This is a genomic window from Prevotella sp. tf2-5 (assembly GCF_900115435.1).
Taxonomy (GTDB): domain Bacteria; phylum Bacteroidota; class Bacteroidia; order Bacteroidales; family Bacteroidaceae; genus Prevotella.
Map to the genome: position 1 here is coordinate 138,143 of NZ_FOWK01000005.1, position 23,306 is coordinate 161,448.

17 protein-coding genes are annotated in these 23,306 nt (G+C 43.2%); 5 read left to right on the top strand and 12 right to left on the bottom strand.

Annotated elements, in window-relative coordinates; translation table 11 throughout:
• Position 1: 1 nt before the first annotated feature.
• Both BM257_RS07090 and BM257_RS07095 read left to right on the top strand, forming a co-directional pair.
• Positions 2-913, top strand: coding sequence for a glycosyltransferase family 2 protein (locus tag BM257_RS07090; RefSeq protein ID WP_092070284.1), 912 nt, complete (start codon positions 2-4; stop codon positions 911-913).
• Complete coding sequence (locus BM257_RS07095; RefSeq protein WP_092070287.1) at positions 910-2,553, top strand: DUF3329 domain-containing protein; 1,644 nt, start codon at positions 910-912, stop codon at positions 2,551-2,553. Before BM257_RS07090 ends, BM257_RS07095 begins: the two co-directional genes overlap by 4 nt.
• Before the next feature lie 177 nt (positions 2,554-2,730).
• Here the strand turns inward: BM257_RS07095 and BM257_RS07100 are convergent, their stop codons facing one another.
• Genes BM257_RS07100 through leuS form a run of 7 tightly spaced genes read right to left on the bottom strand, consistent with a single transcriptional unit; the run spans position 2,731 to position 12,897 of the window.
• On the bottom strand, positions 2,731-3,651 hold the full coding sequence (locus BM257_RS07100) for a glycosyltransferase family 2 protein (protein WP_092070290.1): 921 nt from the start codon (positions 3,649-3,651) through the stop codon (positions 2,731-2,733).
• Positions 3,652-3,653: 2 nt separating this feature from the next.
• Positions 3,654-5,120: a CotH kinase family protein gene (locus BM257_RS07105; RefSeq protein WP_092070293.1), complete on the bottom strand. Its 1,467-nt coding sequence runs from the start codon at positions 5,118-5,120 to the stop codon at positions 3,654-3,656.
• Positions 5,121-5,131: 11 nt separating this feature from the next.
• Entirely contained in the window at positions 5,132-6,508 is a 1,377-nt protein-coding gene (locus BM257_RS07110; RefSeq protein ID WP_143096792.1) for a hypothetical protein, read from the bottom strand.
• Positions 6,509-6,558: 50 nt separating this feature from the next.
• Positions 6,559-8,472 carry a type IX secretion system anionic LPS delivery protein PorZ gene (locus tag BM257_RS07115; RefSeq protein WP_092070300.1) on the bottom strand — a complete coding sequence of 638 codons (1,914 nt, stop codon included), beginning with the start codon at positions 8,470-8,472 and terminating at the stop codon, positions 6,559-6,561.
• A gap of 3 nt (positions 8,473-8,475) precedes the next feature.
• The gene (locus tag BM257_RS07120) at positions 8,476-9,111 is read right to left on the bottom strand and encodes a non-canonical purine NTP diphosphatase (protein ID WP_092070302.1); all 636 of its coding nucleotides are present in this window, start codon (positions 9,109-9,111) and stop codon (positions 8,476-8,478) included.
• A complete protein-coding gene (locus tag BM257_RS07125; RefSeq protein WP_092070305.1) occupies positions 9,071-10,054 on the bottom strand; it encodes a YitT family protein in 984 nt (327 codons plus the stop codon). The genes BM257_RS07120 and BM257_RS07125 overlap by 41 nt, the downstream gene beginning before the upstream one ends.
• Positions 10,051-12,897 (bottom strand): leucine--tRNA ligase, encoded by a 2,847-nt coding sequence (gene leuS, locus BM257_RS07130; protein WP_092070307.1) that lies wholly within the window; start codon positions 12,895-12,897, stop codon positions 10,051-10,053. The genes BM257_RS07125 and leuS overlap by 4 nt, the downstream gene beginning before the upstream one ends.
• A gap of 134 nt (positions 12,898-13,031) precedes the next feature.
• On the opposite strand from leuS, the gene mutS reads away from it, so the two are divergent.
• Complete coding sequence (mutS, locus tag BM257_RS07135) at positions 13,032-15,644, top strand: DNA mismatch repair protein MutS (RefSeq protein WP_092070309.1); 2,613 nt, start codon at positions 13,032-13,034, stop codon at positions 15,642-15,644.
• Here mutS and BM257_RS07140 read toward each other — a convergent pair.
• The gene (locus tag BM257_RS07140) at positions 15,634-18,906 is read right to left on the bottom strand and encodes an AAA domain-containing protein (RefSeq protein ID WP_092070312.1); all 3,273 of its coding nucleotides are present in this window, start codon (positions 18,904-18,906) and stop codon (positions 15,634-15,636) included. The genes mutS and BM257_RS07140 overlap by 11 nt on opposite strands.
• A 104-nt stretch (positions 18,907-19,010) precedes the next feature.
• Here BM257_RS07140 and BM257_RS07145 point away from each other — a divergent pair, with 104 nt between their 5' ends.
• Positions 19,011-19,514 (top strand): hypothetical protein, encoded by a 504-nt coding sequence (locus tag BM257_RS07145; RefSeq protein WP_143096793.1) that lies wholly within the window; start codon positions 19,011-19,013, stop codon positions 19,512-19,514.
• Between the two features lie 397 nt (positions 19,515-19,911).
• Here BM257_RS07145 and BM257_RS07150 read toward each other — a convergent pair whose 3' ends face one another.
• The 4 genes from BM257_RS07150 to BM257_RS07165 are packed head-to-tail and all read right to left on the bottom strand — an operon-like array spanning position 19,912 to position 22,154.
• A complete protein-coding gene (locus tag BM257_RS07150; RefSeq protein ID WP_143096794.1) occupies positions 19,912-20,247 on the bottom strand; it encodes a hypothetical protein in 336 nt (111 codons plus the stop codon).
• 50 nt (positions 20,248-20,297) lie between these two features.
• Positions 20,298-20,459 carry a rubredoxin gene (rd, locus tag BM257_RS07155; RefSeq protein ID WP_092070321.1) on the bottom strand — a complete coding sequence of 54 codons (162 nt, stop codon included), beginning with the start codon at positions 20,457-20,459 and terminating at the stop codon, positions 20,298-20,300.
• Positions 20,460-20,477: 18 nt separating this feature from the next.
• A complete protein-coding gene (locus BM257_RS07160; RefSeq protein ID WP_092070324.1) occupies positions 20,478-21,542 on the bottom strand; it encodes a glycosyltransferase family 9 protein in 1,065 nt (354 codons plus the stop codon).
• A 6-nt stretch (positions 21,543-21,548) separates the two neighbouring features.
• Positions 21,549-22,154, bottom strand: coding sequence for a DUF4254 domain-containing protein (locus BM257_RS07165; RefSeq protein WP_092070327.1), 606 nt, complete (start codon positions 22,152-22,154; stop codon positions 21,549-21,551).
• Between the two features lie 110 nt (positions 22,155-22,264).
• On the opposite strand from BM257_RS07165, the gene BM257_RS07170 reads away from it, so the two are divergent.
• Positions 22,265-23,269, top strand: coding sequence for a 4-phosphoerythronate dehydrogenase (locus BM257_RS07170; protein ID WP_092070330.1), 1,005 nt, complete (start codon positions 22,265-22,267; stop codon positions 23,267-23,269).
• Positions 23,270-23,306 lie beyond the last annotated feature (37 nt).

Sequence of the window (23,306 nt, forward strand, 5' to 3'; positions counted from 1 at the left end):
TATGCCAGATGTTAGTGTCATAGTCCCTATATATAATTCTGAAGATACGATAGCTGTATGTATTCAGAGTATATTAAGTCAGACATTTACTAATTTAGAAATTATTTTAGTAGATGATGGTAGCTCGGACAAAAGTGGGAATATCTGTGATGACTATGCAATAAAGGATAATAGAATACTTGTTATTCATCAACCAAATCAAGGAAGATCAAGAGCACGTAGTGTGGGAGTAGAGAATGCTCATGGGGAATGGATTTTTTTTGTAGATTCGGATGATACATTACCAGAAACAGCAATCGCTCTTTTATATGAGAAGACAGATAGTAATACAGATATTATTTTAGGTAATGGATATACTTTACTAAATGAGCATCGAGATGTAATTCCAATATCTAATTTCAGACATTTAGCAGTTAGAGGTGAAGGGACAATTGGAGTTCCTTGGGGTAGCTTATATAGAAAGGTTATCGTTACACCTTATTTATTTGACTTACCATGTCATATTATTAATGGTGAGGATTATATATTTTGGTTACGATTAGTATTCTTGACAGATAGACCAGTAAAAATAGTTTATCAGTCAGTATATAATAAAGGAGAGGAGCATACCAGTAATATTTTTAAATGGACGGCTGATTATTGTTATGAATTGAATGAATATAGGAAGTCAGCTATACCTCAAGATCAATACGATGAATATTTACCTGATATGATTCAAGATCGTATAGCAAATATGTTTGCCGTAGCAGTATGTCAATCTAGAAAAGAATGGAAAAATAGCAAATACTACCTAGATATTCTTTGTGATATGAAATTACTTCATAGCTCTTTTAGTATCAAACAATTATTATTCTTACATCTCCCTTCTTTAAAGTTAAGAAAATTTTGTTCATATATAAGTAGTAAGACATGAGAAATATTAAAAAGAGTTGTGATAATACTTATGTTTATTATATGACATTGTTTTTCTTGGCAATGTTATGGTTACAGTTATTTGACTCTTTTACATTAAGTGACGATTTAGCATATCATTTTGTATGGCAAAAAGATGAAGGACAAGCATTACAAGTGATTAGGAATTTCAATGATTTAATTAATTCACAATTAGTACATTATCAAATATTAAATGGTCGTTTAGTAGTGCATACTATAGCACAATTCTTTTTATCTTTTACACCTCCTTTTATATATCAATTTTTGAACGCTTTACTATTTGTGCTTTTATTATATTTAAGCGTTCGGATTATGCATCTTTCAAAATTTAAGACGTTTGCAAGTATATTAATGTGTTTTCTATTATTTGTTGTATTTAGTGGATTTCGTACTGCTATATTATGGAGTATGGGGTCATTCAATTATCTATGGGTAATAGTTTATACACTTATTTTTTTACTTTACTTGAGGAAGTTATATTTTACAGATAATAATAGACTATTTTTTCATATAATAGTATCCCCTTTATCTATTTTTATAGGTTGTAGTCATGAAGGATTGTCTTTGCCTATATCAATTACTTTTTTTACTTTTATTATTGCAAAGAGAAAACAAATTCTTCATCAAGCTATTTTCCTTTATATATGTTGGTATATTATCGGAACTATATTATGTGTTATTTCACCAGGGATATGGAATCGTGTTGATGGAGGTATTCCTATGTATAATCGCTTATTAAGTGGTTTGATTAATTTGATTTCAAATGTTCGTATAACATGGTTACTTGTTATTACATTATTAATTTTATTCAAGCGTAATAAGTTAGAATTTAAAGCTAAACTTTATCAATACCGTTATGTATATCTTTGCTTATTTTTTTCATTAGGTATTGTGACAGTATGTGGAACCAATTTAGAAAGAGTGGCATTCTTTACTGATTTTATGGCTATGTTACTTTTAGTAGAATTATGGTCAGTATTGTTGTCTTTAAAATGGCAGCGATATATTATTATTTGTTGCAGTATTTTGATGATTCTGTTTTATATTCCTGCTGTTGCTGTGAGAGAGGAAAATAAAAGAAATTGTGATTATATGAAGCAACAAATGTCTGAACCAGAAAGAGAATTAATAGCAGTTCGTCAACCTATTAAAGGTGAAAATCATATAATGGATTTCTTTAGGGAAAGGTATGTAAATCCTTCGGCAGAATTTGGTTTTTATTGCTGTTATATGGGATTTAATGCTCAAGATATTAATATGAGACAAGCGGCAACTTTATATGGAAAAAAGAAAATGATATTTCTTCCAGAAGATGTGATATTAAAGATAAAAAATGATAGTACAGCTTATCAAGATTATCAATTGGACACGCATAAAAATTTATTCATTTGGAAACTCCAAGAAAACAAATCTGTTTCAAAGATTGTTTTTTATTTAAAACCTGAGGACATATCAAGTTTGCCACTTCCCCAGCGTCTGTTAGCGTATAAGGATAGTATATATGAGTTGGATGACAACTTCCATTATAGTGTAATCCATATCAATGACCGTTACTATCTAGTGTTTACTCGTCCAACTACTAATATTTATCGGCGCATAGATAACATTAAATATTATTAGTCATTAAACTTGTTATCGTAAAATAACGTGAGTTCGACGAATTCTTTACTAAGAAATCATAGCAGATATTTTCCAAGAAAAGGGTGTGATGATGTTAAAATACTGATAGCCAGATTTTTGCAAATTCTCACACCCTAAAACATAAAAAATACTGTATGGAAATCCATCGAACTCACGTTACTTGTATTCCCTTACAAAATATCCAGGGCGTTTCTTTGTCTCATTGAAGATGTGGCTGAGATATTCGCCGATGATACCCAAGGCAATGAGTTGAATACCGCCAAGGAAGAGAATGGTGACTATAAGGGTGGGATAGCCTTGTACAGGATCGCCATAAAGAAGAGTCTTAATAATGATATATACCAAATAAAGAAAGGCTAGCAGTGATATAATGATGCCGAAGATAGATGCAAAGCGTAGTGGCGTGGTGGTAAATGAAGTAATACCTGTCAGTGCTAGATTCAATAGTTTGTAGTAGTTCCATTTGGTTTTCCCATGTTTGCGTAGGTTTTGCTGATAGCTGATACCAATTTTTTTAAAACCTATCCAACTGAACATACCCTTGTTGTTTCTGTCTATTTCTCGCATCTCTCTCAGTGCATTGATGCATTTACGGTCTAATAGACGAAAATCACCAGTATCTTTTTGTATGGGTATATTGGTAGATTTCTGCAATATTCTGTAGTATAGTTTGGATGTCTGTTGTTTCAGCCACGGTTCATCTGATGTCTGTCGCTGGGCATAGACATCGTCATATCCTTCTTCCCAGTATTTTAGCATTTCAGGTATCACATTGATGGGATGCTGCATGTCAGCGTCAATAATAATGACAGCATCACCTTTTGCATAGTCGATACCAGCCATGATGGCTAACTCTTTTCCATAGTTACGTGAAAGGTCAATGTAATGGTATTTTTTATTTTCATGGTGCAGTTTTTGCATCATTAGTAATGTATTATCTGTACTGCCATCATTAATCAGTAAGAACTCCCATTCGTAGTCAGGATTATCTTTAATAACCTGATTCATACATTTCTTTATTTCCTCAAATGATTCAGATTCATTGTAAGCTGGTATAAGAATAGTAATACTTTTCATACTTATTTATTCATATTAAGAACCTTATAAAATTTACCATTATCAAATTTATAAATAATAATGCCCTTTTGATGGGTTTTATTAATTTCCACGCCTCTTAAATTGTAATATTTTACATTCTTTAATTCTGTTTGTTGGATAGATGAAACTTCTATATTTGATATATTGGTTATGATTGATTTTATGTTTTCATCAAGTAGTTGAATATGATTATTGTACCATTGCTTTTGTTGTTGCACATTTCTGGCTATATTTGAGTATGTATAATTAAATCTTCTATTGTATAGTAATATTGAGGCATCCAAAGCTTTGCCTTCATCACTATCTGCATATTTGTTCAAAAAAGAAATAATATGATTTACGATATTTTGCTTTTTACTATTCCATAAATTGGTGTATGTTTCTGCAAAAGCATGGTGGTTATTATTAAATAGGGGATAAAAATATTCGTTCTCTTGAGTATGTAATGTTGAAAAACTACCAGGCGTAATTTCATTGCTAGAGTCAAAATCCCATACACACGGGAGTTCCAATTTACTATTATCTGTATTATCGTATTTTTTTATATACATATTTGAACCCCATGAGTCTCGTGTACCAACTATGTCATGTACGAGAATCCATTTTGCAAATGATGTCAAGTCAATAAATGATTCATAGTCTCCATCAGCAAGACTCTCCTCCATAGATTCCAAATATTTTTTGATATATGATTCTTGTTCATCATTAACATCATCTGAATCAGGATATTTCCAAGTCCATCTATATACATTGTCACCTTGGTACCACTTAGAAGAAAAGAATTTATCTTCTTTCCACCAATATGGATCTTTTTCTATAATATATCCTGTTTCTTTATCACATTTTATACGACATGATTCATTTCGTTTCATGGTTTCCATCAGAAGATAGCAACCACGATAATCACCATTAATGATAACATTACAAGGGACATAAGCAGAGGTCCATTCAAGATCTAATAATTGACTTATTTGAAGACCTACAATAGTATTAAGAGAGACAGCATCCTTTAGTAGTCTCCATTCTTTATCTTTATATTTATTATCATCTCCTCTGCATAGCATGTCTGCTGCGTTTTCGAGTTTCAGTTTATATGGCATGTTAAGAGGATTGGAGAAATAAGCAGTAGTATTACCATTAATTCTTATAGTTGCCCCAGAAACTTTTTTGATATATTCTCCACTGTCATATAAGATTTGTCTATTTTTGCTGATGACGATCTGGCATGGTACTTTATTTTTATAAGTCATATTGTAAGTACCAGGAAATAATGGTGATTCAATAATAGTGCCTTCTGGTTCTTCATGATTATTAGTTGTAATTTCTATTACGTGTAATCCCGCTTGTTTTACCTCATCAAGTGAAATAACCGTTTGCGATGTAATAGGAAGAACCCCCCAAGTATTTGTAATCAGAGAGAATACGATGATTTTGATACTCTTTTTCATTGTGTTATTATTTATTTTATGACATCAACGTTATCATGATTTATAATCCATACACAGTCGATAGAATCCTTTAAGAGTACTTTAGAAGCCAATTGTTTAGCATGTTTCACAGCATCTAATGAATGAACAATGGTAGTGTCTTTTATCGTTTTTGGCCATTGGTAATTCGTTTCGTATTGCGATGCCAAGCCCCACCCAAAAGCCTCATAGGGTATTACACAGAATGATGATAGTTTAGGATATTCATCTTCAATGATAATCACATATACAGACTTGACAGGCTTCCCCGTCTTTCGAATGGCTTCTTGAGCCATTTTTTTGCCTATTCGTCCTGATTTGATAGACGCATTGACAAGATGGATATCTATCATGACAGCAGACAAACAGAATAGTAAAAACGTAATGATGACGGACTTTCTATGCTCCATATAACAATCTATCGAATAGGCTATTAATATAGTCAGCATAGCCAATCCTGCATAGGTGTGCATCATACTGAATACAGTACTGATATGTGGTGCTACAGCAATGATCATGCAGAACATAGTGCATACCATCTTCTTATTTAGGAATTGTCTGCTTTTTTTAATAAAAATGTAGTAAAGGAAGGGTAATGATAATGCAAAAGTAAAGATTGCAACAATCAAGTTCCGACTAGGCTGATGAAGCAAGTATATGTAGTCAACAGTGATGAAAGTAGTAAAAAGAAACTTAATAATGTTCTTGATTACTTTTATGATATCTGGTTCGTAATCTGGATGGATAATAATCTCTCTTGGAAGTAAAAAAATGGCAAGTCCGTAGACTGCTATAACTCCTAATCCTATTAAAAGATCCCTTTTTAGTCTTTTTTGATTAATTAAGTCAAAACCATAAGTTAAAACAGGTCCTATCAATGCCCACATCAAACCATTTTCTTTAAACCATGTAGCAATGAATAGCATACAAATCCATGCAACATATTTTCCTTTTTCCAGTTTAACATAAAACAGAAATGAGATAATTCCGCATAATAGTGCATATACTTGATTCATGCTGTCTACAGCAGTAATTGTAGCCATCGTAGATGGTGTAATAAAAAAATATACTGTTGTTATGTTCTTTGAAAATGTGGTAAATTTTAGTGTAGAAAGAAGTTTGAATATCAGTATGGCACATATTGTATGTCCTATTACAATAAAATAATGGTTTAGTATAGGGTATAGTACTTGTGGATTTGTTCCTAATATATAACCCATCATTGCATCAAAAGGTCTCCAATGATAGCCATAGAACAGGAATCTTTCCTTAATAAAGAAGGGATTAAAATCAGGTTTAATAGTTGTTGCCCAATCATCGTGTGTAGGTAGAACAGGTAAGATAGTCTCAAGCCATAATGGTGTCAACATAATGACAAGAATAATACTCCAGTATATACTGATGAATATTTTGTATTTATTCAGTTGACAATGGCAATCTTGCATACTGTACCTTTCTTTCCATCATTTGTGGCAGTGATAACGTTATAGATACCACTGGCAACGCGATTTCCTTTTTTATCTTTACCATCCCAGGTAAAAAGTCCACCATTGCTACGTCCTTCAGTAATTAGGAAACCTGCGGCATTCGTAATTTTTACATCAGCATTGTAAGTAAGACCAGTAATGGTAATAAGTCCTGTATATTCTGGAGTAACAGGATTTGGGTATGCCCATACGTTGTCTTTTTCCATACTCTCAGACGGTGTTGTGGCATCACTCATATACGAGCATAGTCCTTTATCTGTACCAAAGAATACCTCACCAGAGGAAGAATGGATGACAATAGACATGACAATATCTGACAATAAGGGACTATTTTCTGTCGTAAAGTGCTGCACTTGCGTCATGTTATCAGCACTAATCAAATAGACACCATTACCATTGGTACCAAACCATTTGCGTCCTGCTTTGTCTATAGCAATGCTCAGAATGTCAATACCTGATAGCAGATAGTCAGCATAGTCGGTACCATCATTGCGTGGTACCTTTATTTGAGTAAAAACGGTACCTTCATCATTGATTTCTGTTCTTTCCAACACTAGAGGACCGACGTTGGTTCCTATCCAGATATTTTTTTCTAAATCTTCCACAACACATCTTACACCTCCTCCTACAGCAACATCCATACCATCTTGATTAATGAAACTCTCGTAGGCTATGATAGCGTCTGTTTGGGTGTTGTATTGATAGAGGGCAGGAACAGTCCAGTTATTATTACAAAACCACATCGTTCCCTGACTATCAAACATCATTTTACAGAGTTCGGCATTACTTCTGTTTGGTATGGAACTATTAGTATTGAGTTTCATCAATTCTTTGTGGTTGAGTTTAGTAAAGTAACCGTTGCTGAGTTTGACAAGAGCAGTATTTGGTGCAGAGCTATTAAGGATCCAGACATTTCCTTCTTGATCAAACTGTACGCCTGTGACTATTTGGTATTCCTTTTCTTTACCGTCAAAAGGCTCTATAGGACTGTTGTTATGGTCATAGTATTGTGTGAATTGACCATTAATATATTCATAGAGTCCATTTCTGGAGCCTGCAAGGACATGATTCTGGTTGGATGGGTCTATATCAAAACAGAAAGAACCTGTGTATGAAACACCAGTCGTTTCACTGATGCCTTCATGTTGATAGATAGTCCATTCTTTATTACTCATTTCTAACACTTGAATAGGAACACCATGATTATAGTTACCATTAGCTGTATACAAATTATCATTGAAAAGTTTCATATATCCAAAATAATTGTATTTCGGTCCTCCAGGATTCAGTGTCTTCACTAACTCAATATACTTGTCATAGTCGGAATTGTCTTCCGCTGGTAAGTCTGTGGGATATTCTGGATGATGAGGCGTATAACTGTCACTGATCTCAGCTCGTTCCATATTAACTTTGACAATGCCGAAACCACAGATCAGGTAGGCATACACCCCCTCAATAAGAATACTGTTAACAGTCTTATCACCAGTAATCGCTTTCGTATAGAGATCGCTGATATTGATAATGTCTCCGTCCGTTTCTACCAAATCGATATTTGAGTTTTGATATACTACAATCAGTCGTTTTGCCTCAGGACACCATTTGATATGTCTGATATCAGTATCACTTAACCCATTGGCTTTATCATAGGTATAGATACTCTGGTCATTGAGATTATATTGATAGAGATCATTGCTTGCCATGACGAAAAGCTCATCACCAGCTTTTTGTATTTCTTGTATATCACTATATGCCATATAGGCTTTCCATGTACCAATTTGCGCCATTGACCATTGACCATTGACCATTGACCATGCCAATAATAATACAAAAGTGATAAGCTTTTTCATAATCTACAATGTTTTCAAATAATCGGCAAGTTTCTGTGTGGCTCGTGCCCGGTGACTTATTTTGTTCTTGATATCGGCACCTAACTCAGCAAATGTCTTGTCATAGCCCTGCGGTTGGAAGATAGGGTCGTAGCCAAAGCCCTCCCCTCCCCTTTTCTCACGGATAATGTCACCCTCGACAATACCTTCAAACTGACTGACTTTCTTGATGCTGGTACAACCACATGGACACACGTCCTTTTTTTCTATTAACGCAATAACGGTGCGGAATCGTGCCTTGCGGTTGTTATTATTTCCTAATTCACGCAGCAAACGTGCCATATTAGCCTCTGAGTCGTGCTCAAGGGTATCTGAGGTGTCAAGATGTTCCAGACTGGCATATCGTGCACTATACACACCTGGCGCTCCATTCAGAGCGTCCACTTCCAGTCCTGTGTCATCGGCAAAACAACTCACATGGTAATGGTCATAGACATATTGTGCTTTTTGGAGGGCATTCTCCTCCAATGTCTTACCAGTCTCGGGAATATCCTCATGACATCCAATTTCTTTCAAGGAAACCACCTCATACTTATCTCCTAAGATACTCCTGATTTCCTCAAGTTTGTGTTGGTTGTTCGTTGCGAATACTATCTTCATTTTTTTTAATAAACTTATCTTCTTTAATCTTTACCCTCATCTCATCGAATCCCTCTCCGTAGACACCAATAACACTTGACTGGCTGACAAAGGCGTTAGGGTCAATCATCTTGATGAGTCGGAAAATATTGATGCTCTCATTCTTCTTAGCAAGGATACAGAGAACCTTACTTTTCTTACCAGTATACCAGCCATGACCGTCAAGGATAGTCACCCCATGATTCATCTGAGTACCGATAGCGTTGGCGATCTCTTGCCATTTGCTGGAGAAAATAAAGAACTGTACGGACTGCCGGCGGGCATTCATCACATAGTCAAGTGTATAGTTCTCCATTGCCATCACGCAGAAGCCGAACATTACTTTATGTGCCCGCTCCAGATAAGTACCAAATTGTGGGAAAAACATACAAGAGCCGATGATACAAAAGTCTGCGGCGATGAGCACGTTACCTAGTGAGACATTGGGATGAAACTTATTCACAGATGCGGCAATGATATCGGTGCCACCTGTTGAGCCATTATGTGTGAACACAGTGGCAAGGGCAACACCCGTCAGGACGCAGCCTATAATCATTGACATAAAGTCCTGTCCCTCCCCCATCAGTTTAAATGGTAGTCCGTTTTCCTGTTTTGGAATCAAGTCTTGTGCTATCATCAACATAAAATAGAGTGTGAAGATGGCAAAGATGGTCTTCATCAGGAATTTCACACCCAGGATCTTGAGGGCTGCTATCAGCAAAAGACCATTGATGATAATATATGTGTTCTCCAAATGGAATCCTGTGGCATAGTAAATGATAGCAGAGAGACCAGTCACTCCGCCAGCCACAATCTGGTAAGGCATCAGGAATACAGTGAAGGCAATGGTATAGATGAAGAGGCCAAGGGCTATGAAAAGATAGTCCTTGGCTTCATTCAATATCATCTTATGTTGTGCTGTCATTTCTTAAATACGATATTCACCATACGCTTCGGGACGATGATAACCTTCATGATCTCACCCTCAATATATTTCTTGGCACGGTCATCGGCAAGCACGGTCTGTTCAATAGTCGTATTATCTGCATCGGCAGGGAATTCCATGTCGAAGCGAGTCTTACCATTGAAGGCGACACCCAGTTTCACACTATTCTCCACCAGGTACTCCTCATTCCAAACAGGCCATTTCGAATCGCAGACACTACCCTGCTCTCCCAGTGCCTCCCAGAGCTCTTCAGCAATATGAGGAGCAAAAGGAGCGATGAGGATCACCAGCGTCTTCAACGCCTCACGACTCTTACACTTCTGCTGAGCCAGTTCGTTGACACAGATCATAAAAGCAGAGATAGAGGTATTGTAAGAGAAGAGTTCAATATCCTGTGAAACCTTCTTGATGAGCTTATGAACACTCTTCAAGGCATTTTTCGTAGGCTCACTATCGTCAACCAGAAGTTTGCCTTCTGCATTGTCACGAGCGTTGCCATAGAACAATGCCCAAAACTTCTTCAGGAAGCGGTGACATCCGTCAATACCGTTGGTATCCCATGGTTTCGACTGCTCCACAGGACCCAGGAACATCTCATAGAGACGCAAGGTGTCAGCACCATATTTCTCTACGATCATATCTGGGTTCACCACATTGAACATCGATTTCGACATCTTCTCAATAGCCCATCCGCAGATGTATTTACCATCCTCAAGGATAAACTCCGCATGATTATATTCCGGACGCCAGGCCTTGAAGGCATCCAAGTCGAGGATATCATTTGATACGATATTCACATCCACATGGATAGGTGTGGTCGTATATTTCTCCTTCAGTCCGAAGCTGACGAACTTACCCTTGTCAGCACCCTCATCCTCAATGCGATATACAAAATTAGAGCGACCTTGTATCATTCCCTGGTTGACCAGTTTCTTGAAAGGTTCGTCCTCACAACTGTAGCCGGAGTCATACAAGAACTTATTCCAGAAACGAGAGTAAATCAGGTGACCAGTGGCATGCTCTGTACCACCCACATAAAGGTCGACGTTGCGCCAGTACTCATCAGCATCACGACTGACGAGAGCCTTCTCATTCTTAGGATCCATATAGCGCAGGTAATACGCGCTGGAACCTGCAAAGCCTGGCATGGTATTTAACTCCAGTGGGAAAACAGTCTTATTGTCTATCTCGTCTTTCGATACTACCTTGTCGAACTTGGTGTCCCATGCCCACATCTTAGCACGTCCCAATGGTGGCTCACCAGTCTCCGTCGGCTTATACTCGTCAATCTCCGGAAGTTCCAGGGGCAGGCATTCCTTAGGGATCATATAGGGCATGTCATCCTTATAGTATACAGGGAATGGCTCACCCCAGTAACGCTGGCGGGAGAAGATAGCATCACGCAGACGATAGTTGACTTTCACACGTCCTATCCCCTGCTCTGTCACGAATTTCTTGGTAGCGGCAATAGCCTCCTTCACAGTCAGTCCGTTGAGACTGAATTTCGCAGAGGCGGAGTTACACATGATACCTTCCTTGGCATCATAACTCTCCTCAGAGACATCAGCACCCTCTATCAGTGGGATGATAGGCAAATTAAAGTGCTTGGCAAAGGCATAGTCACGAGAGTCATGGGCAGGAACCGCCATGATAGCACCAGTACCATAGCCTGCCAATACATATTCAGCTATCCAGATGGGAATCTTTTCGTCATTAAACGGATTGATAGCATAGCTTCCGGAGAACACTCCCGTTACCTTATGGTCCATCTGACGGTCACGCTCTGTGCGTTTCTTCACATAGTCGAGATATTTTTCAACTTCTGCTTTCTGCTCTGGTGTGGTGAGTTCGGCTACGAGATCACTTTCTGGAGCCAGTACCATAAACGTAACACCAAACATGGTGTCGGCACGGGTGGTGAAGATGGTGAAATGCTTATCACTATCCGCAACCTTGAACTCTACCTCTGTACCCTCGGAGCGACCAATCCAGTTACGCTGTGTCTCCTTCAGGGATTCTGTCCAGTCAATCTCCTCCAGTCCGTCCAACAGACGCTGTGCATAGGCTGACACACGAAGGCACCACTGGCGCATCTTCTTCTGTACCACAGGATAACCACCACGTACGCTGACCCCGTCAACGACCTCGTCATTGGCAAGAACAGTACCCAGTTTCGGACACCAGTTCACCATTGTGTCAGCCAGGTAGGCGATACGGTAATTCATCAGCACCTCTTGCTTTTTCTTCTCAGAGAAATTTGCCCATTCTGAGGCGGTAAAATGCAGTTCTTCCGTACCCAAGGCACCACAATTCTCTGTACCCATCAATTCAAAATGCTCAATGAGTTTGATAGTGGGTTGTGCCTTTTGTGACGAAGTGCTGTAATATGATTTGAACATCCGCTGGAAAGCCCATTGTGTCCACTTATAGTAGATAGGGTCACAAGTGCGTACCTCACGCTCCCAGTCAAAAGAGAACCCGATTTTGTCCAATTGTGAACGGTAGCGGTCGATGTTCTCGAAGGTTGTTTTCTCAGGATGTTGACCTGTCTGAATGGCATATTGCTCAGCAGGGAGTCCGTAGGCATCATAGCCCATAGGATTCAGGACGTTAAAACCCTGTTGACGCTTAAAGCGCGCATAGATATCCGAGGCGATATAACCTAGTGGATGACCCACATGAAGACCAGCTCCGCTGGGGTAGGGGAACATATTCAGAACGTAGAATTTCTTCTTCGTCGGGTCTTCTGTCACGCGATAGGTTTTCATCTCCACCCATCGCTTCTGCCATTTCTGCTCAATGTCTCTAAAGTTGTATTCCATAATTGATATGTATATTATTTTTTGCAAAGATACGATAAAGTGAGCGAAAATGCAAATTTATTTGCAATTTTTGCCCATTCGCCAAAAATTAGTTATCTTTGCAAGTCATAAGTGGATTGGAAAAAGAGAAAAAGATGGCAAAGAAGGAGCTGACACCGATGATGAAGCAATTCTTCGACCTCAAGGCGAAACACCCTGAGGCTGTATTGTTGTTTCGTTGCGGTGACTTCTATGAGACATATTGTGAGGATGCTGTCACGGCAGCCCAGATATTAGGCATTACCCTGACCCGTCGTAACAATGGAGCAGGGGTGAGGGGTGACGAGATGGCAGGATTCCCCCATCATGCCCTTGACACCTATCTTCCTAAGCTGATCCGGGCAGGTAAGCGTGTTGCCATCTGTGACCAGTTGGAGGATCCTAAGCTCACCAAGAAACTCGTGAAGCGAGGTATCACCGAACTCGTGACTCCTGGTGTGGCGATGCAGGATAATGTCCTCAACTACAAAGAGAACAACTTCCTTGCCGCTGTCCATTTCGGGAAAAGCTCCTGTGGTGTGTCTTTCCTCGATATCTCCACGGGTGAGTTTCTGACAGGGGAGGGTACTTACGATTATGTGGAGAAGTTGATGGGTAACTTCCAGCCTAAGGAGGTGCTCTACGACCGTGAGCGTAAGCATGACTTTGAGAAATATTTCGGTACCCGCTATTGTACCTTTGAGTTAGACGACTGGGTCTTCACAGAGCAGACGGCAAATCAGAAACTGTTGAAGCACTTCCGTGTGAAGTCACTGAAAGGTTTTGGTGTCGACCACCTGAAAAGTGGTATTATCGCCTCTGGTGCCATCTTACAGTATCTGGACCAGACACTGCATACCCAGATCGCTCATATCACCTCCCTTGCCCGCATCGAGGAGGAGCGTTATGTCCGTCTGGATAAGTTCACAGTCCGTTCCCTCGAACTTGTCAGTACGATGCAGGAGGGTGGCAAGTCTTTGTTGGATGTCATCGACCGTACGGTATCACCCATGGGCGGTCGTTTGCTGCGCCGTTGGCTGGTATTCCCGTTGAAAGATGTCAAACCTATCAACGACCGTCTGGACATTGTGGACTATTTCTTCCGTGACCCGGAGTTCCGTCAGTGTATCGACGACCAACTGCAACGCATCGGTGATCTGGAGCGTATCATCTCCAAGGCTGCCGTGGGACGCGTGACCCCTCGTGAGGTCGTCCAGCTGAAAGTCGCCTTACAGGCGATACAACCTATCAAGACAGCATGCCTCCATGCCGATAACGAGTCGTTGCGCAGGGTGGGGGAGCGATTGAGTCTTTGTGAGGAGATCCGTGACCGTATTGAGCGGGAGATTACTAATGATCCGCCTCAGCAGGTGGCAAAGGGTGGTGTCATCCGTGATGGTGTGAATGCCGAGCTTGACGACCTCCGTCATATTGCTTATTCGGGTAAAGACTACCTGCTGCAGATTCAGGAGCGTGAGACGGCGGCAACGGGTATCGCCTCTTTGAAGATAGGTTATAATAATGTCTTTGGGTATTATCTGGAAGTACGTAACACCTATAAGGACAAGGTTCCTGCTGAGTGGGTGCGTAAGCAGACTCTCGCCCAGGCGGAGCGTTATATTACCCAGGAGCTGAAAGAATACGAGGAGAAAATCTTGGGTGCGGAGGAGAAAATCCTCTCTTTGGAGCAGCAACTTTTCAACAATCTGGTCGTCGCCTTGCAGGAGTTCATTCCTCAGGTGCAGACCAATGCCAATGTCATCGCCCACCTCGACTGTCTCCTGTCAGCCGCGAAGACCGCCTCGGAGAACCACTATATCCGTCCGCAGATTGACGAGAGTAATATCATTGATATCAAACAAGGACGCCATCCTGTCATTGAGACACAGCTGCCCCTTGACGAGCGTTATGTGCCCAATGATGTACTATTGGACGGCGACCATCAGCAGATCATCATCATCACAGGTCCGAATATGGCAGGTAAGTCGGCATTGCTGCGCCAGACAGCCCTTATCACCTTGCTGGCACAGATAGGTAGTTTCGTACCGGCGGAGAGTGCGCGTATAGGACTGGTAGACAAGATCTTCACTCGTGTGGGAGCTTCTGATAACATCTCTTTAGGTGAGTCAACCTTCATGGTGGAAATGACGGAGGCGTCGAATATCCTGAATAATGTCACCCCGCGCTCTTTGGTGCTCTTCGATGAGTTAGGACGCGGCACCAGTACCTACGATGGTATCTCCATCGCCTGGGCGATAGTGGAATACCTCCATGAGCATCCCAAGGCACAGGCTCGCACCCTTTTCGCCACCCATTATCATGAGTTGAACGAGATGGAGAAGAATTTCAGTCGTATCCGCAACTACAATGTCAGTGTGAGGGAGGTGGAGGGTAAGGTTATCTTTTTGCGCAAACTGGAGAAGGGTGGCTCCGAACACTCCTTCGGTATCCATGTCGCGGAGATTGCCGGTATGCCTAAGTCTATTGTCAAACGTGCCAATGTTATCCTTCATCAGTTGGAGGCAGAGAATGCCCAAGTGGGGAAGGCAGGCAAGCCGACAGCGGAGATCGCCCAGAGCCGGGAGGGTATGCAACTCTCTTTCTTCCAGTTGGAAGACCCGGTACTCTGTCAGGTCCGTGATGAGATATTAGGTTTGGATGTCAATCACCTCACTCCCTTGGAAGCCCTTAACAAACTCAATGACATCAAGAAGATCGTCAGTGGCTGAGACTGTCTTTGTGGTAACGGCGGATGAGCTCGGCAAAGAGCGGATTAGCGGATAATATCTCCACATTACCTGTCATCAGTAACTGCTTACGGGCACGGGTCATCGCGACATTCAGTTTGCGGTCGATGACTTTGCCGTTCTCCTCGAAACAGTTGGCGGTCAGGAAATCGAGCTGGTAAGGATGCTGGATAGTGAGACTATAGATGATGACATCACGTTGGCTGCCCTGATAGCGCTCTACGGTATCGATGGAGATATCCAACAAAGCGGGAATCCCCAAAAGCTCTATCTCATGACGGATCATTGCTATCTGGTTACGATAGGGTACGATAACCCCTACTGTACGGTGGATATCAAAATGCTCACCATATTGGCGCCAGATACGTTTCAAGAGGTCTGCGACGAGATGTGCCTCCTCGGAATTGACCTTGTCGCTGAGAGAAGCCTCACCCGCCGTCCTCATTCCCCGTAGCCTCATTCCCGAACTGTGTTCGCCTACCCGTAGCCTTTCCTTCAGAGAGGGAGCTTTTGAAGAAGGGAAGAAGATGACGCGATGTTGTTTGAGCAGGTCATCAAGTTCATCGTTAGAGGGTAGGGGATAGTCCAGTTGTGACTCCTCCTGGTGTGGACATGGCACAGGCTGTAGTTGTTCCTGGGCGTAGAACATCTCGTTAGGGAAGGCGGCGATGTCAGGATGCATGCGTCCCTGACGTTTCAGGATAGCCGTGAAGGCTGTACGTCCTGCCTCTCTTTCTATACGTAGCAAACGCTCGAATAACGACAACCGGCAAGAAGACAGCCGTGGGTCGTCATCGGGTTGTTGTATCACGGCAGGCAACTGTTTATGGTCGCCTATCAGGATAAAACGGTCTATCTGGGGGGAGGCGAGTATTCCGATGACGTTGGGATCCAGGATCTGAGAGGCCTCGTCGATGATACATAAGGAGAAATGTTTCAGTTGGAAGAGGAATGGTCGTGAGAGCATGGTGGCTGTCGTGCTGACCACTACTCTCGTATCGATGATCCGTTGTCGCACCTCGTCCATGCGGAGACTTGTCCCCATGAGTTGGTCTAGCAGATGGTCGGTAAAACGAGGGTCACAGGATGTCTCGCTGCCTTGTCGGATATAATCAATTCCCGCATCTGTCAGCATCGCGCAGATCTCGTCCACCGCACGGTTGGTGTAGGCAAGGATGAGAGCGGAGACCCCCTCTGACTCCCCCTTAGGGGGAGAAACGAGTTCTTCTTCTACCAAGAATCTCAGTGCCATTGAGGTCTTGCCAGTGCCTGGAGGGCCTTGGAGGATAAAGTAATCTTGTGCCTGTTTTGCTTTCAGCAGGATATCATCATAATGTGGATGATAAGAACGTGAGAGTTTAAGTGTCTTGTCACTATGAGGCTCTCTTTCACCAAGGAGCAAGGAACGTCGTTCCGGGGATGCCGTACAGAAGGCTTGTAAGGAACGGATGGCGGAGGTGCTGCCACGGTCAGAGAACGAGGGCTCGATGGCATAGGTGGTGTCCTCGAAGACTTCCGGATTCTGCTGTCCGTCATTCAGCCGTACCGTCACCTCATGATCGCTCAACCGTTCGATGACTCCTTTATACAAGATGGAGGCACATACCTTGGGCTCTCCCTCGTAGGCATAGAGACACACCATGTCGTTCCGACGGAAATTGGGAAGGAAGTCATCACCCATATCGGGAATGGAGAATGTCAGACGGTCATAACCACTGAAGGCGGACGACATCTCCTTGTGCAACATCCGTAACCCGTAGAAGATACATCCTGTATCACGTTTCTCTGTCAGTGGCATGTTCCACAGGTTGGCGACGGCACCCCCTTGTCCTTCCTGCGTACCGACTTTCTGTGCCAGCTGTTCCCGATAGACGAAGGAGAGCATCCGCTCCACATATTCCTGTTCTGTGGCGGAGAGCGCCTTCAGCCCCTCTATCTGTGGCATGATGTCCTTGAATCCCTCTTTTGCCATCTTGAATTCCTGTGCCACGATCTGGTTACGCAGACGGATGGCGTCATGGAAGAGTTTCTGGTAGTAGTTGACCACCAGCAGCCCCTGTTTGGCGGGATAGCGGGAATAGAGCAGGCGGATATCCACCTTATCGGCAGACAGGTGGAAGTTATAGCGTAGGATACCATAGTAAAGCAACAGCTGCACATAATGTGCTTCCGCATAGAGATGGGAGGCGATAGGGGTAGGGTTCGAGGAATGTTCCAGGTTCCAGTTCTTCCCAGACTTCTGCTCCACCAACAAGTGCTTGTCACTCGTCATCAGGTCGACACGTCCCTGCAGTCCTAAATGCTCACAGACGAAGGAGGGCTCTAAAAGAAGTAAGAAGTGAGATGTATGAGGTAAGAGTTGGGTGACCGCCTCCTTGATATTTTCCACTTGTCGGTAGGCGTCTTCCTTGAACTGCCGGGCATTGAAATTCGGACATGTGCAGAACTGCAGGACCTGCTCACGGAAGGAGTGGCGGATGGTGTCGTTGGCATGGAAGTCCGACTGATTGATGATGTCGTCCAAGGCTGCCCCCGCGAAGTTACCCAACAGGATGGGTTGAGTGTTTGCCTGTGGCTTGAAACGCCCCAAGGTATAGGCGATGGGACGGTGCTCCTTGTCAGAGAAACAGGCGGCAAGCGAGGAGATGTCCACGAGGAAGTCCGGCTCCACCACAATGAGCTTGGGCTGGATGGTCTGTCCCTCCCGATGACAGTCCAGCAGGTTAAGCTGCATACCTTCTGTCAACAGGGGACGTAGTGTCTCATCGTCTGTCTGGATACACACACTACCGTCATCTGTCGTCGCATAGATATATTTCTCGTCCCAGTATGACACCACACAACGGACATACTGTTGGTTGATCTGAAACGTGAGGTTCGTGGGACGACCCATAGTGGGAATACGGGTCACCAGCTCATGGGGGATATCCTCTGAGAAGACAGCGGAGATAAAGAGGGCAAGGGCACGCACGTCATAACGGAGATCATCACGGGTCAGCACACTGTCTTTCCTGTTGGAATGCCGTCGCATGGTCTGGACGGCGATACGGTCGGCAATACCCATCCCTGCTTCCTTACACAGATAATCGGTCTGTGCCATCAGGTTACCGAAACCCTTTCCGCTGCCTCTCAAAGCCTCCGCACAGGCAAGTACCAAAGTCTCATGCATATAGCGCAGCACAGCAGCCGAAGGCTCTGCCTGTACGATCTCCATACAACGCTCAAAGAGTTCCGTGACTTTCATGCCTGCGAAGTTACGAAAATTTTTTCACTTTTCGTTCGCACTTCATCAAAATTTTGTACCTTTGTCGCGGAATAATGACGAAAGGTTATAATAGTTACTAGACAATGAATTCAAGAAACATCCTCTCAGCGGTCTTCCTGCTTCTTTGCATGATGGCATGTCGTCAGCAAATGCCCAAGGCATACGTTACGGAACTGGACAGTAACGACAGCCTCTCCATCGTGATGGGCGACTCTAAGATGATAGACTATCATAGTGAGCGCCTCGGCATCGACATCACCTATCCCTCCTTCCTTCGCCACCAGTATCTGGAGGAGGACCAGATGGAGGTCTTTATGAATGAGGATGTCTCCCTCTCATTCATGGTGAAGCATTTTGATGATGAGTTCAGCCGCTCCCCCGGACAGGATATGATGGGTATGGGCGCGGAGCTGCTGGAGGCTGGTGACGACTACTCCATTCACACAGGGCAGGACGGTGATCTCGAATATTATGGTAAAGTCCTTGACGACAGTCTTCGCTTCATCACCGTCATCCTCCGTTACGACCCCCGCCATGCTGAGGCTGTCGAGCCCCTCAAAGAATTAGTGCGCGACTACCACCTGTGAGACCTGTCAAGTGCAATCGCCGTTGCATCCTCAATGCAACGGCAAAGGTACAACATTCCCATTGCGGTCTACGAATTTTTAAGTGACTTTTTTTATTTTTTGAAAGTGGTCACGAAGGTCATTAAGGTCATTTGTCATTAAGGATTTCGGATTTTTACTAAAATAAGTATAATAATATATATATTATATATAATATATATATTATTAACCAAAAAACACCCATTTTCAAAACTCTTAATGACAAATGACCTTCGTGACACTCATGACACCCTAATCAAGACAATCAACCAAATCATTAACCCTTTAAACACACAAAAACTATGAGTCAGAAATTTATCAAGCAACAGAACACGAACCCTCGCTCCTCCGCTTGCGGTAAGTACTTCGCCAAAGCTGTCTACGACAAGAAGTAGCTGGTCAAGGATGTGGTCTTCGAGGAGACGCACGAGAACACAGTGGAGTGTTTGGCAATATTCGTCATCAGCTCTTCGCAACACAGGTCAATGTCGAACATCGTGTCGCGCTTTACGTTCATCATCTCCATAAAATTATGCATGTCGTTCAGTGCCGCGTACACGTCATCACCCTGATAGCTCACCGAACGGTCGAAGGTATAGTTCATCGAGTCTGCTGTATGTGCCAACTGCGTGGCAGCCGCCGTCAGCATTGCCGCAAACACAAAGTTTATCAGTGCCTTGGATACAACAAACTTATTCCTTTTCCGTTCGCTCATACCCGTTTCTGGTTCTTAAAAATCCTTCCAGAAGGTGGAAGGATTATTGGTTACTCTTCTACAGAGAACTCGTCTTTGCCGACACCACAGACGGGGCAAACCCAATCCTCGGGGATATCCTCGAATGCTGTTCCTGGCTCGATGCCACTATCGGGATCACCTACTTCGGGGTCATACACGTAACCACATACGTCACAAACATACTTTTTCATCATACAATCATTTTTAAGTTATACATGAGGTTTTTTGGATAATATCTGATCGATACGCTCCACGATGGTCGTGGGAGCGATACGGTTCATACAAGCATAATCGCCACGCCGGCAACTCTTCTGTCCGTAGATACTGCACGGGCGACAGTCGAGCGGGGTCTGGATGATATTGTCAGGATCCTGGTTCCAGCCCATAAACCCCGCATAAGGATGAGTAGCGCCCCACACACTGACGACAGGAGTGGCTACAAGAGAAGCAAGATGCATATTGGCAGAATCCATGGAGAGCATGACATCCAGCTGACTCATCAGGATAAGCTCCTCTTTGATGGTCTCCAAATCCTTCTTGACATACACACATTGTTGATAGCGTGAGCACCACTCCGTAAACTGCTTATCCTCACACTCCCCTTTGCCAAACAGGAAAATCCTGGCGTCGGGGTATTTCTGTATCAGCAGCTCTATCACCTGCTGCATCAGGTGAAGCGGGTATACTTTCCCCTGATGGGCGGCAAAGGGGGCAATACCGATATGGTGCCGGGTGTCGGGCGTTGAGAACTGAAATTGGTCTGGCAACAAACTCAGGTCTCCCCCACCTTCCGGGTAGATGGAATGGAAATCAACCTCGACAGGGAAGCCGAGCCGAGCCAGCACATCCGCATACTTCTCGAAGGAAGTAGGTTGCTGGACAAGTTGTTTGTTGGTGCCGGAAGTCAGTTGGCGGCGTCCTTTCCTGTGCTTGTTGATATGCGCCACCTTATAGTTGCCGAGATTAAAGCGCATCCGCAGGAACTCCGAGCGTAACACGCTATGGAAGTCAGCAATATGGGTAAACTGCTTGGCAGCCAGTCTGCGGAAGAGCATGTTCAGTCCTTTGATACCATGATACTCCCGCTTCAGGTCTGCCTCCATAAACCCCACGTTAGGTGCGAGGCCCTCAAAGAAAGGACGGGCAAAGCGGCGGCTCAACACCGTGATCCTCACATCAGGATACTGATGAGCCAAGGAATATACCACAGGTACTGTCATGGCGACATCCCCCAAGGCAGAGAAACGGATGATGAGGATATGATTTTTTTTCACTCTACCTTATTTGTTTTTATAGAATACCGGGTTTGTAGAAGGATCGTTATACATCTTCATCTGTCTATAAACCTTCATGTATTTCCTTCCTGCCTCAATATCCTCGAGCAGCTGGTCGATGGATGTGCTGAGGTCTTTCTGCTGTTCCTTCAACACCTCCAACTTCGCCTTGCATTTAGCAATATGCGCTGCGTCAGCATCCTGACGGTCCACCTGCTCTTGCATATGCCATATCTTCAAGGAAAGGATAGACAAGCGGTCGACAGCCCATGCGGGACTCTCCGTATTCAACCTTGCGTCAGGCAGTGGTTTCACGTCTTGATACACCTGTCGGAAATAAGAGTCTATCTCCTCCACCAAGTCCGTACGGTCCTGGTTACTATGGTCGATACGGCGTTTCAGCGCGAGGGCTTCCACCGGGTCAATATGAGGATCACGGATGATGTCCTCCAAATGCCACTGGACGGTATCTATCCAGCATTTGATATAGAGATCGTGCTCAATACTCTCCCGCTCATAAGGATTAGAGATAGGAGTATCCACATTGTCTTTCAAGTGATAATCACGAATCGCCTGATTGAAAATTATATTTGCTTTTTCAGTAAATGACATCTGATCGTATGATTATAAATATGTATTATGGGTGCAAAGATACGAATAAGTGAGCAAAAAGCAAAAGGATAGTCCATAATTTAAATTAATTTTATAACTTTGCAGTCGATATGAAAATAGTTGTTGACGATAAGATTCCCTATATTCAGGAGAAACTGCGACTCCTGGCAGATGAGGTATGTACGATGAGAGGAGCCTCTATCGGTGCTGACGATGTCAAAGACGCCGACGCGCTGATAGTCCGCACCCGCACCCGTTGTGACGAGACCTTGTTAAAGGACAGCAAGGTGCGGTTTGTAGCGACAGCCACCATCGGTTTTGACCATATCGACACTGCCTACCTGGAGCGTGCGGGCATCGCATGGACCAGTTGTCCGGGATGTAATGCCGCCTCTGTGGCACAATATGTGGAGTCGTCCCTATTACTATTGCAACAAGAAAAGGGACTATCTCTTCATGAAGCCACCATCGGTATTGTAGGATGCGGACATGTTGGCTCTAAAGTCAGAATGGTCGCCGAACGCCTGGGGATGCGTGTCCTGATATGTGACCCGCTACTGGGGAATCCTGATTTCGTCCCTTTGTCTGTCATTGAGCAGGATGCCGATATCATCACCTTCCACGTGCCACTGACACGTCAGGGAACCTATGCCACCTGGCATCTGGCGGACGACTCCTTCCTCCATCGTTTACGGAAGGTCCCCTACCTCATAAACACCAGCAGAGGCGAAGTGGTTGATAATACCGCCTTGCTCAAAGCCATCCAGGAGGGCAGGGTTCGTGACGCCGTTATTGACGTATGGGAGGGTGAGCCTCTTCTGAATGAGGATCTCCTTCAGCATGTCTTCATCGGTACCCCTCATATCGCCGGCTATTCCGCTGATGGAAAGGCGAATGCCGACAATATGGTGATAAACGCCTTATGCCGGCATTTTGGCTTGCCACTTCCCGACCGTGTGAGACCTCCCAAACTGCCCGCTGGTTTCCATTATACGGGTAACCCCCTTGAACTGTATAATCCCATGAGGGATAGTGAGGCGCTGAAAAACAACCCGTCGGGATTTGAGGAATTACGCAACAACTACCCCCTTAGAAGAGAGTATTTTGATGTGTGAGGTTGTCAAAAGAGCCCTTTACGACACTATTTATTGC

Bases quoted from the DNA above. Each gene is read 5' to 3' on its own strand.
- BM257_RS07100 (WP_092070290.1), bottom strand. From the start codon at position 3,651: ATGAAAAGTATTACTATTCTTATACCAGCTTACAATGAATCTGAATCA.
- rd (WP_092070321.1), bottom strand. From the start codon at position 20,459: ATGAAAAAGTATGTTTGTGACGTATGTGGTTACGTGTATGACCCCGAA.
- BM257_RS07150 (WP_143096794.1), bottom strand. From the start codon at position 20,247: ATGAGCGAACGGAAAAGGAATAAGTTTGTTGTATCCAAGGCACTGATA.
- mutS (WP_092070309.1), top strand. From the start codon at position 13,032: ATGGCAAAGAAGGAGCTGACACCGATGATGAAGCAATTCTTCGACCTC.
- BM257_RS07145 (WP_143096793.1), top strand. From the start codon at position 19,011: ATGAATTCAAGAAACATCCTCTCAGCGGTCTTCCTGCTTCTTTGCATG.
- BM257_RS07125 (WP_092070305.1), bottom strand. From the start codon at position 10,054: ATGACAGCACAACATAAGATGATATTGAATGAAGCCAAGGACTATCTT.
- BM257_RS07140 (WP_092070312.1), bottom strand. From the start codon at position 18,906: ATGAAAGTCACGGAACTCTTTGAGCGTTGTATGGAGATCGTACAGGCA.
- leuS (WP_092070307.1), bottom strand. From the start codon at position 12,897: ATGGAATACAACTTTAGAGACATTGAGCAGAAATGGCAGAAGCGATGG.
- BM257_RS07165 (WP_092070327.1), bottom strand. From the start codon at position 22,154: ATGTCATTTACTGAAAAAGCAAATATAATTTTCAATCAGGCGATTCGT.
- BM257_RS07120 (WP_092070302.1), bottom strand. From the start codon at position 9,111: ATGAAGATAGTATTCGCAACGAACAACCAACACAAACTTGAGGAAATC.
- BM257_RS07170 (WP_092070330.1), top strand. From the start codon at position 22,265: ATGAAAATAGTTGTTGACGATAAGATTCCCTATATTCAGGAGAAACTG.
- BM257_RS07110 (WP_143096792.1), bottom strand. From the start codon at position 6,508: ATGTTGACACCATTATGGCTTGAGACTATCTTACCTGTTCTACCTACA.
- BM257_RS07090 (WP_092070284.1), top strand. From the start codon at position 2: ATGCCAGATGTTAGTGTCATAGTCCCTATATATAATTCTGAAGATACG.
- BM257_RS07105 (WP_092070293.1), bottom strand. From the start codon at position 5,120: ATGAAAAAGAGTATCAAAATCATCGTATTCTCTCTGATTACAAATACT.
- BM257_RS07095 (WP_092070287.1), top strand. From the start codon at position 910: ATGAGAAATATTAAAAAGAGTTGTGATAATACTTATGTTTATTATATG.
- BM257_RS07115 (WP_092070300.1), bottom strand. From the start codon at position 8,472: ATGAAAAAGCTTATCACTTTTGTATTATTATTGGCATGGTCAATGGTC.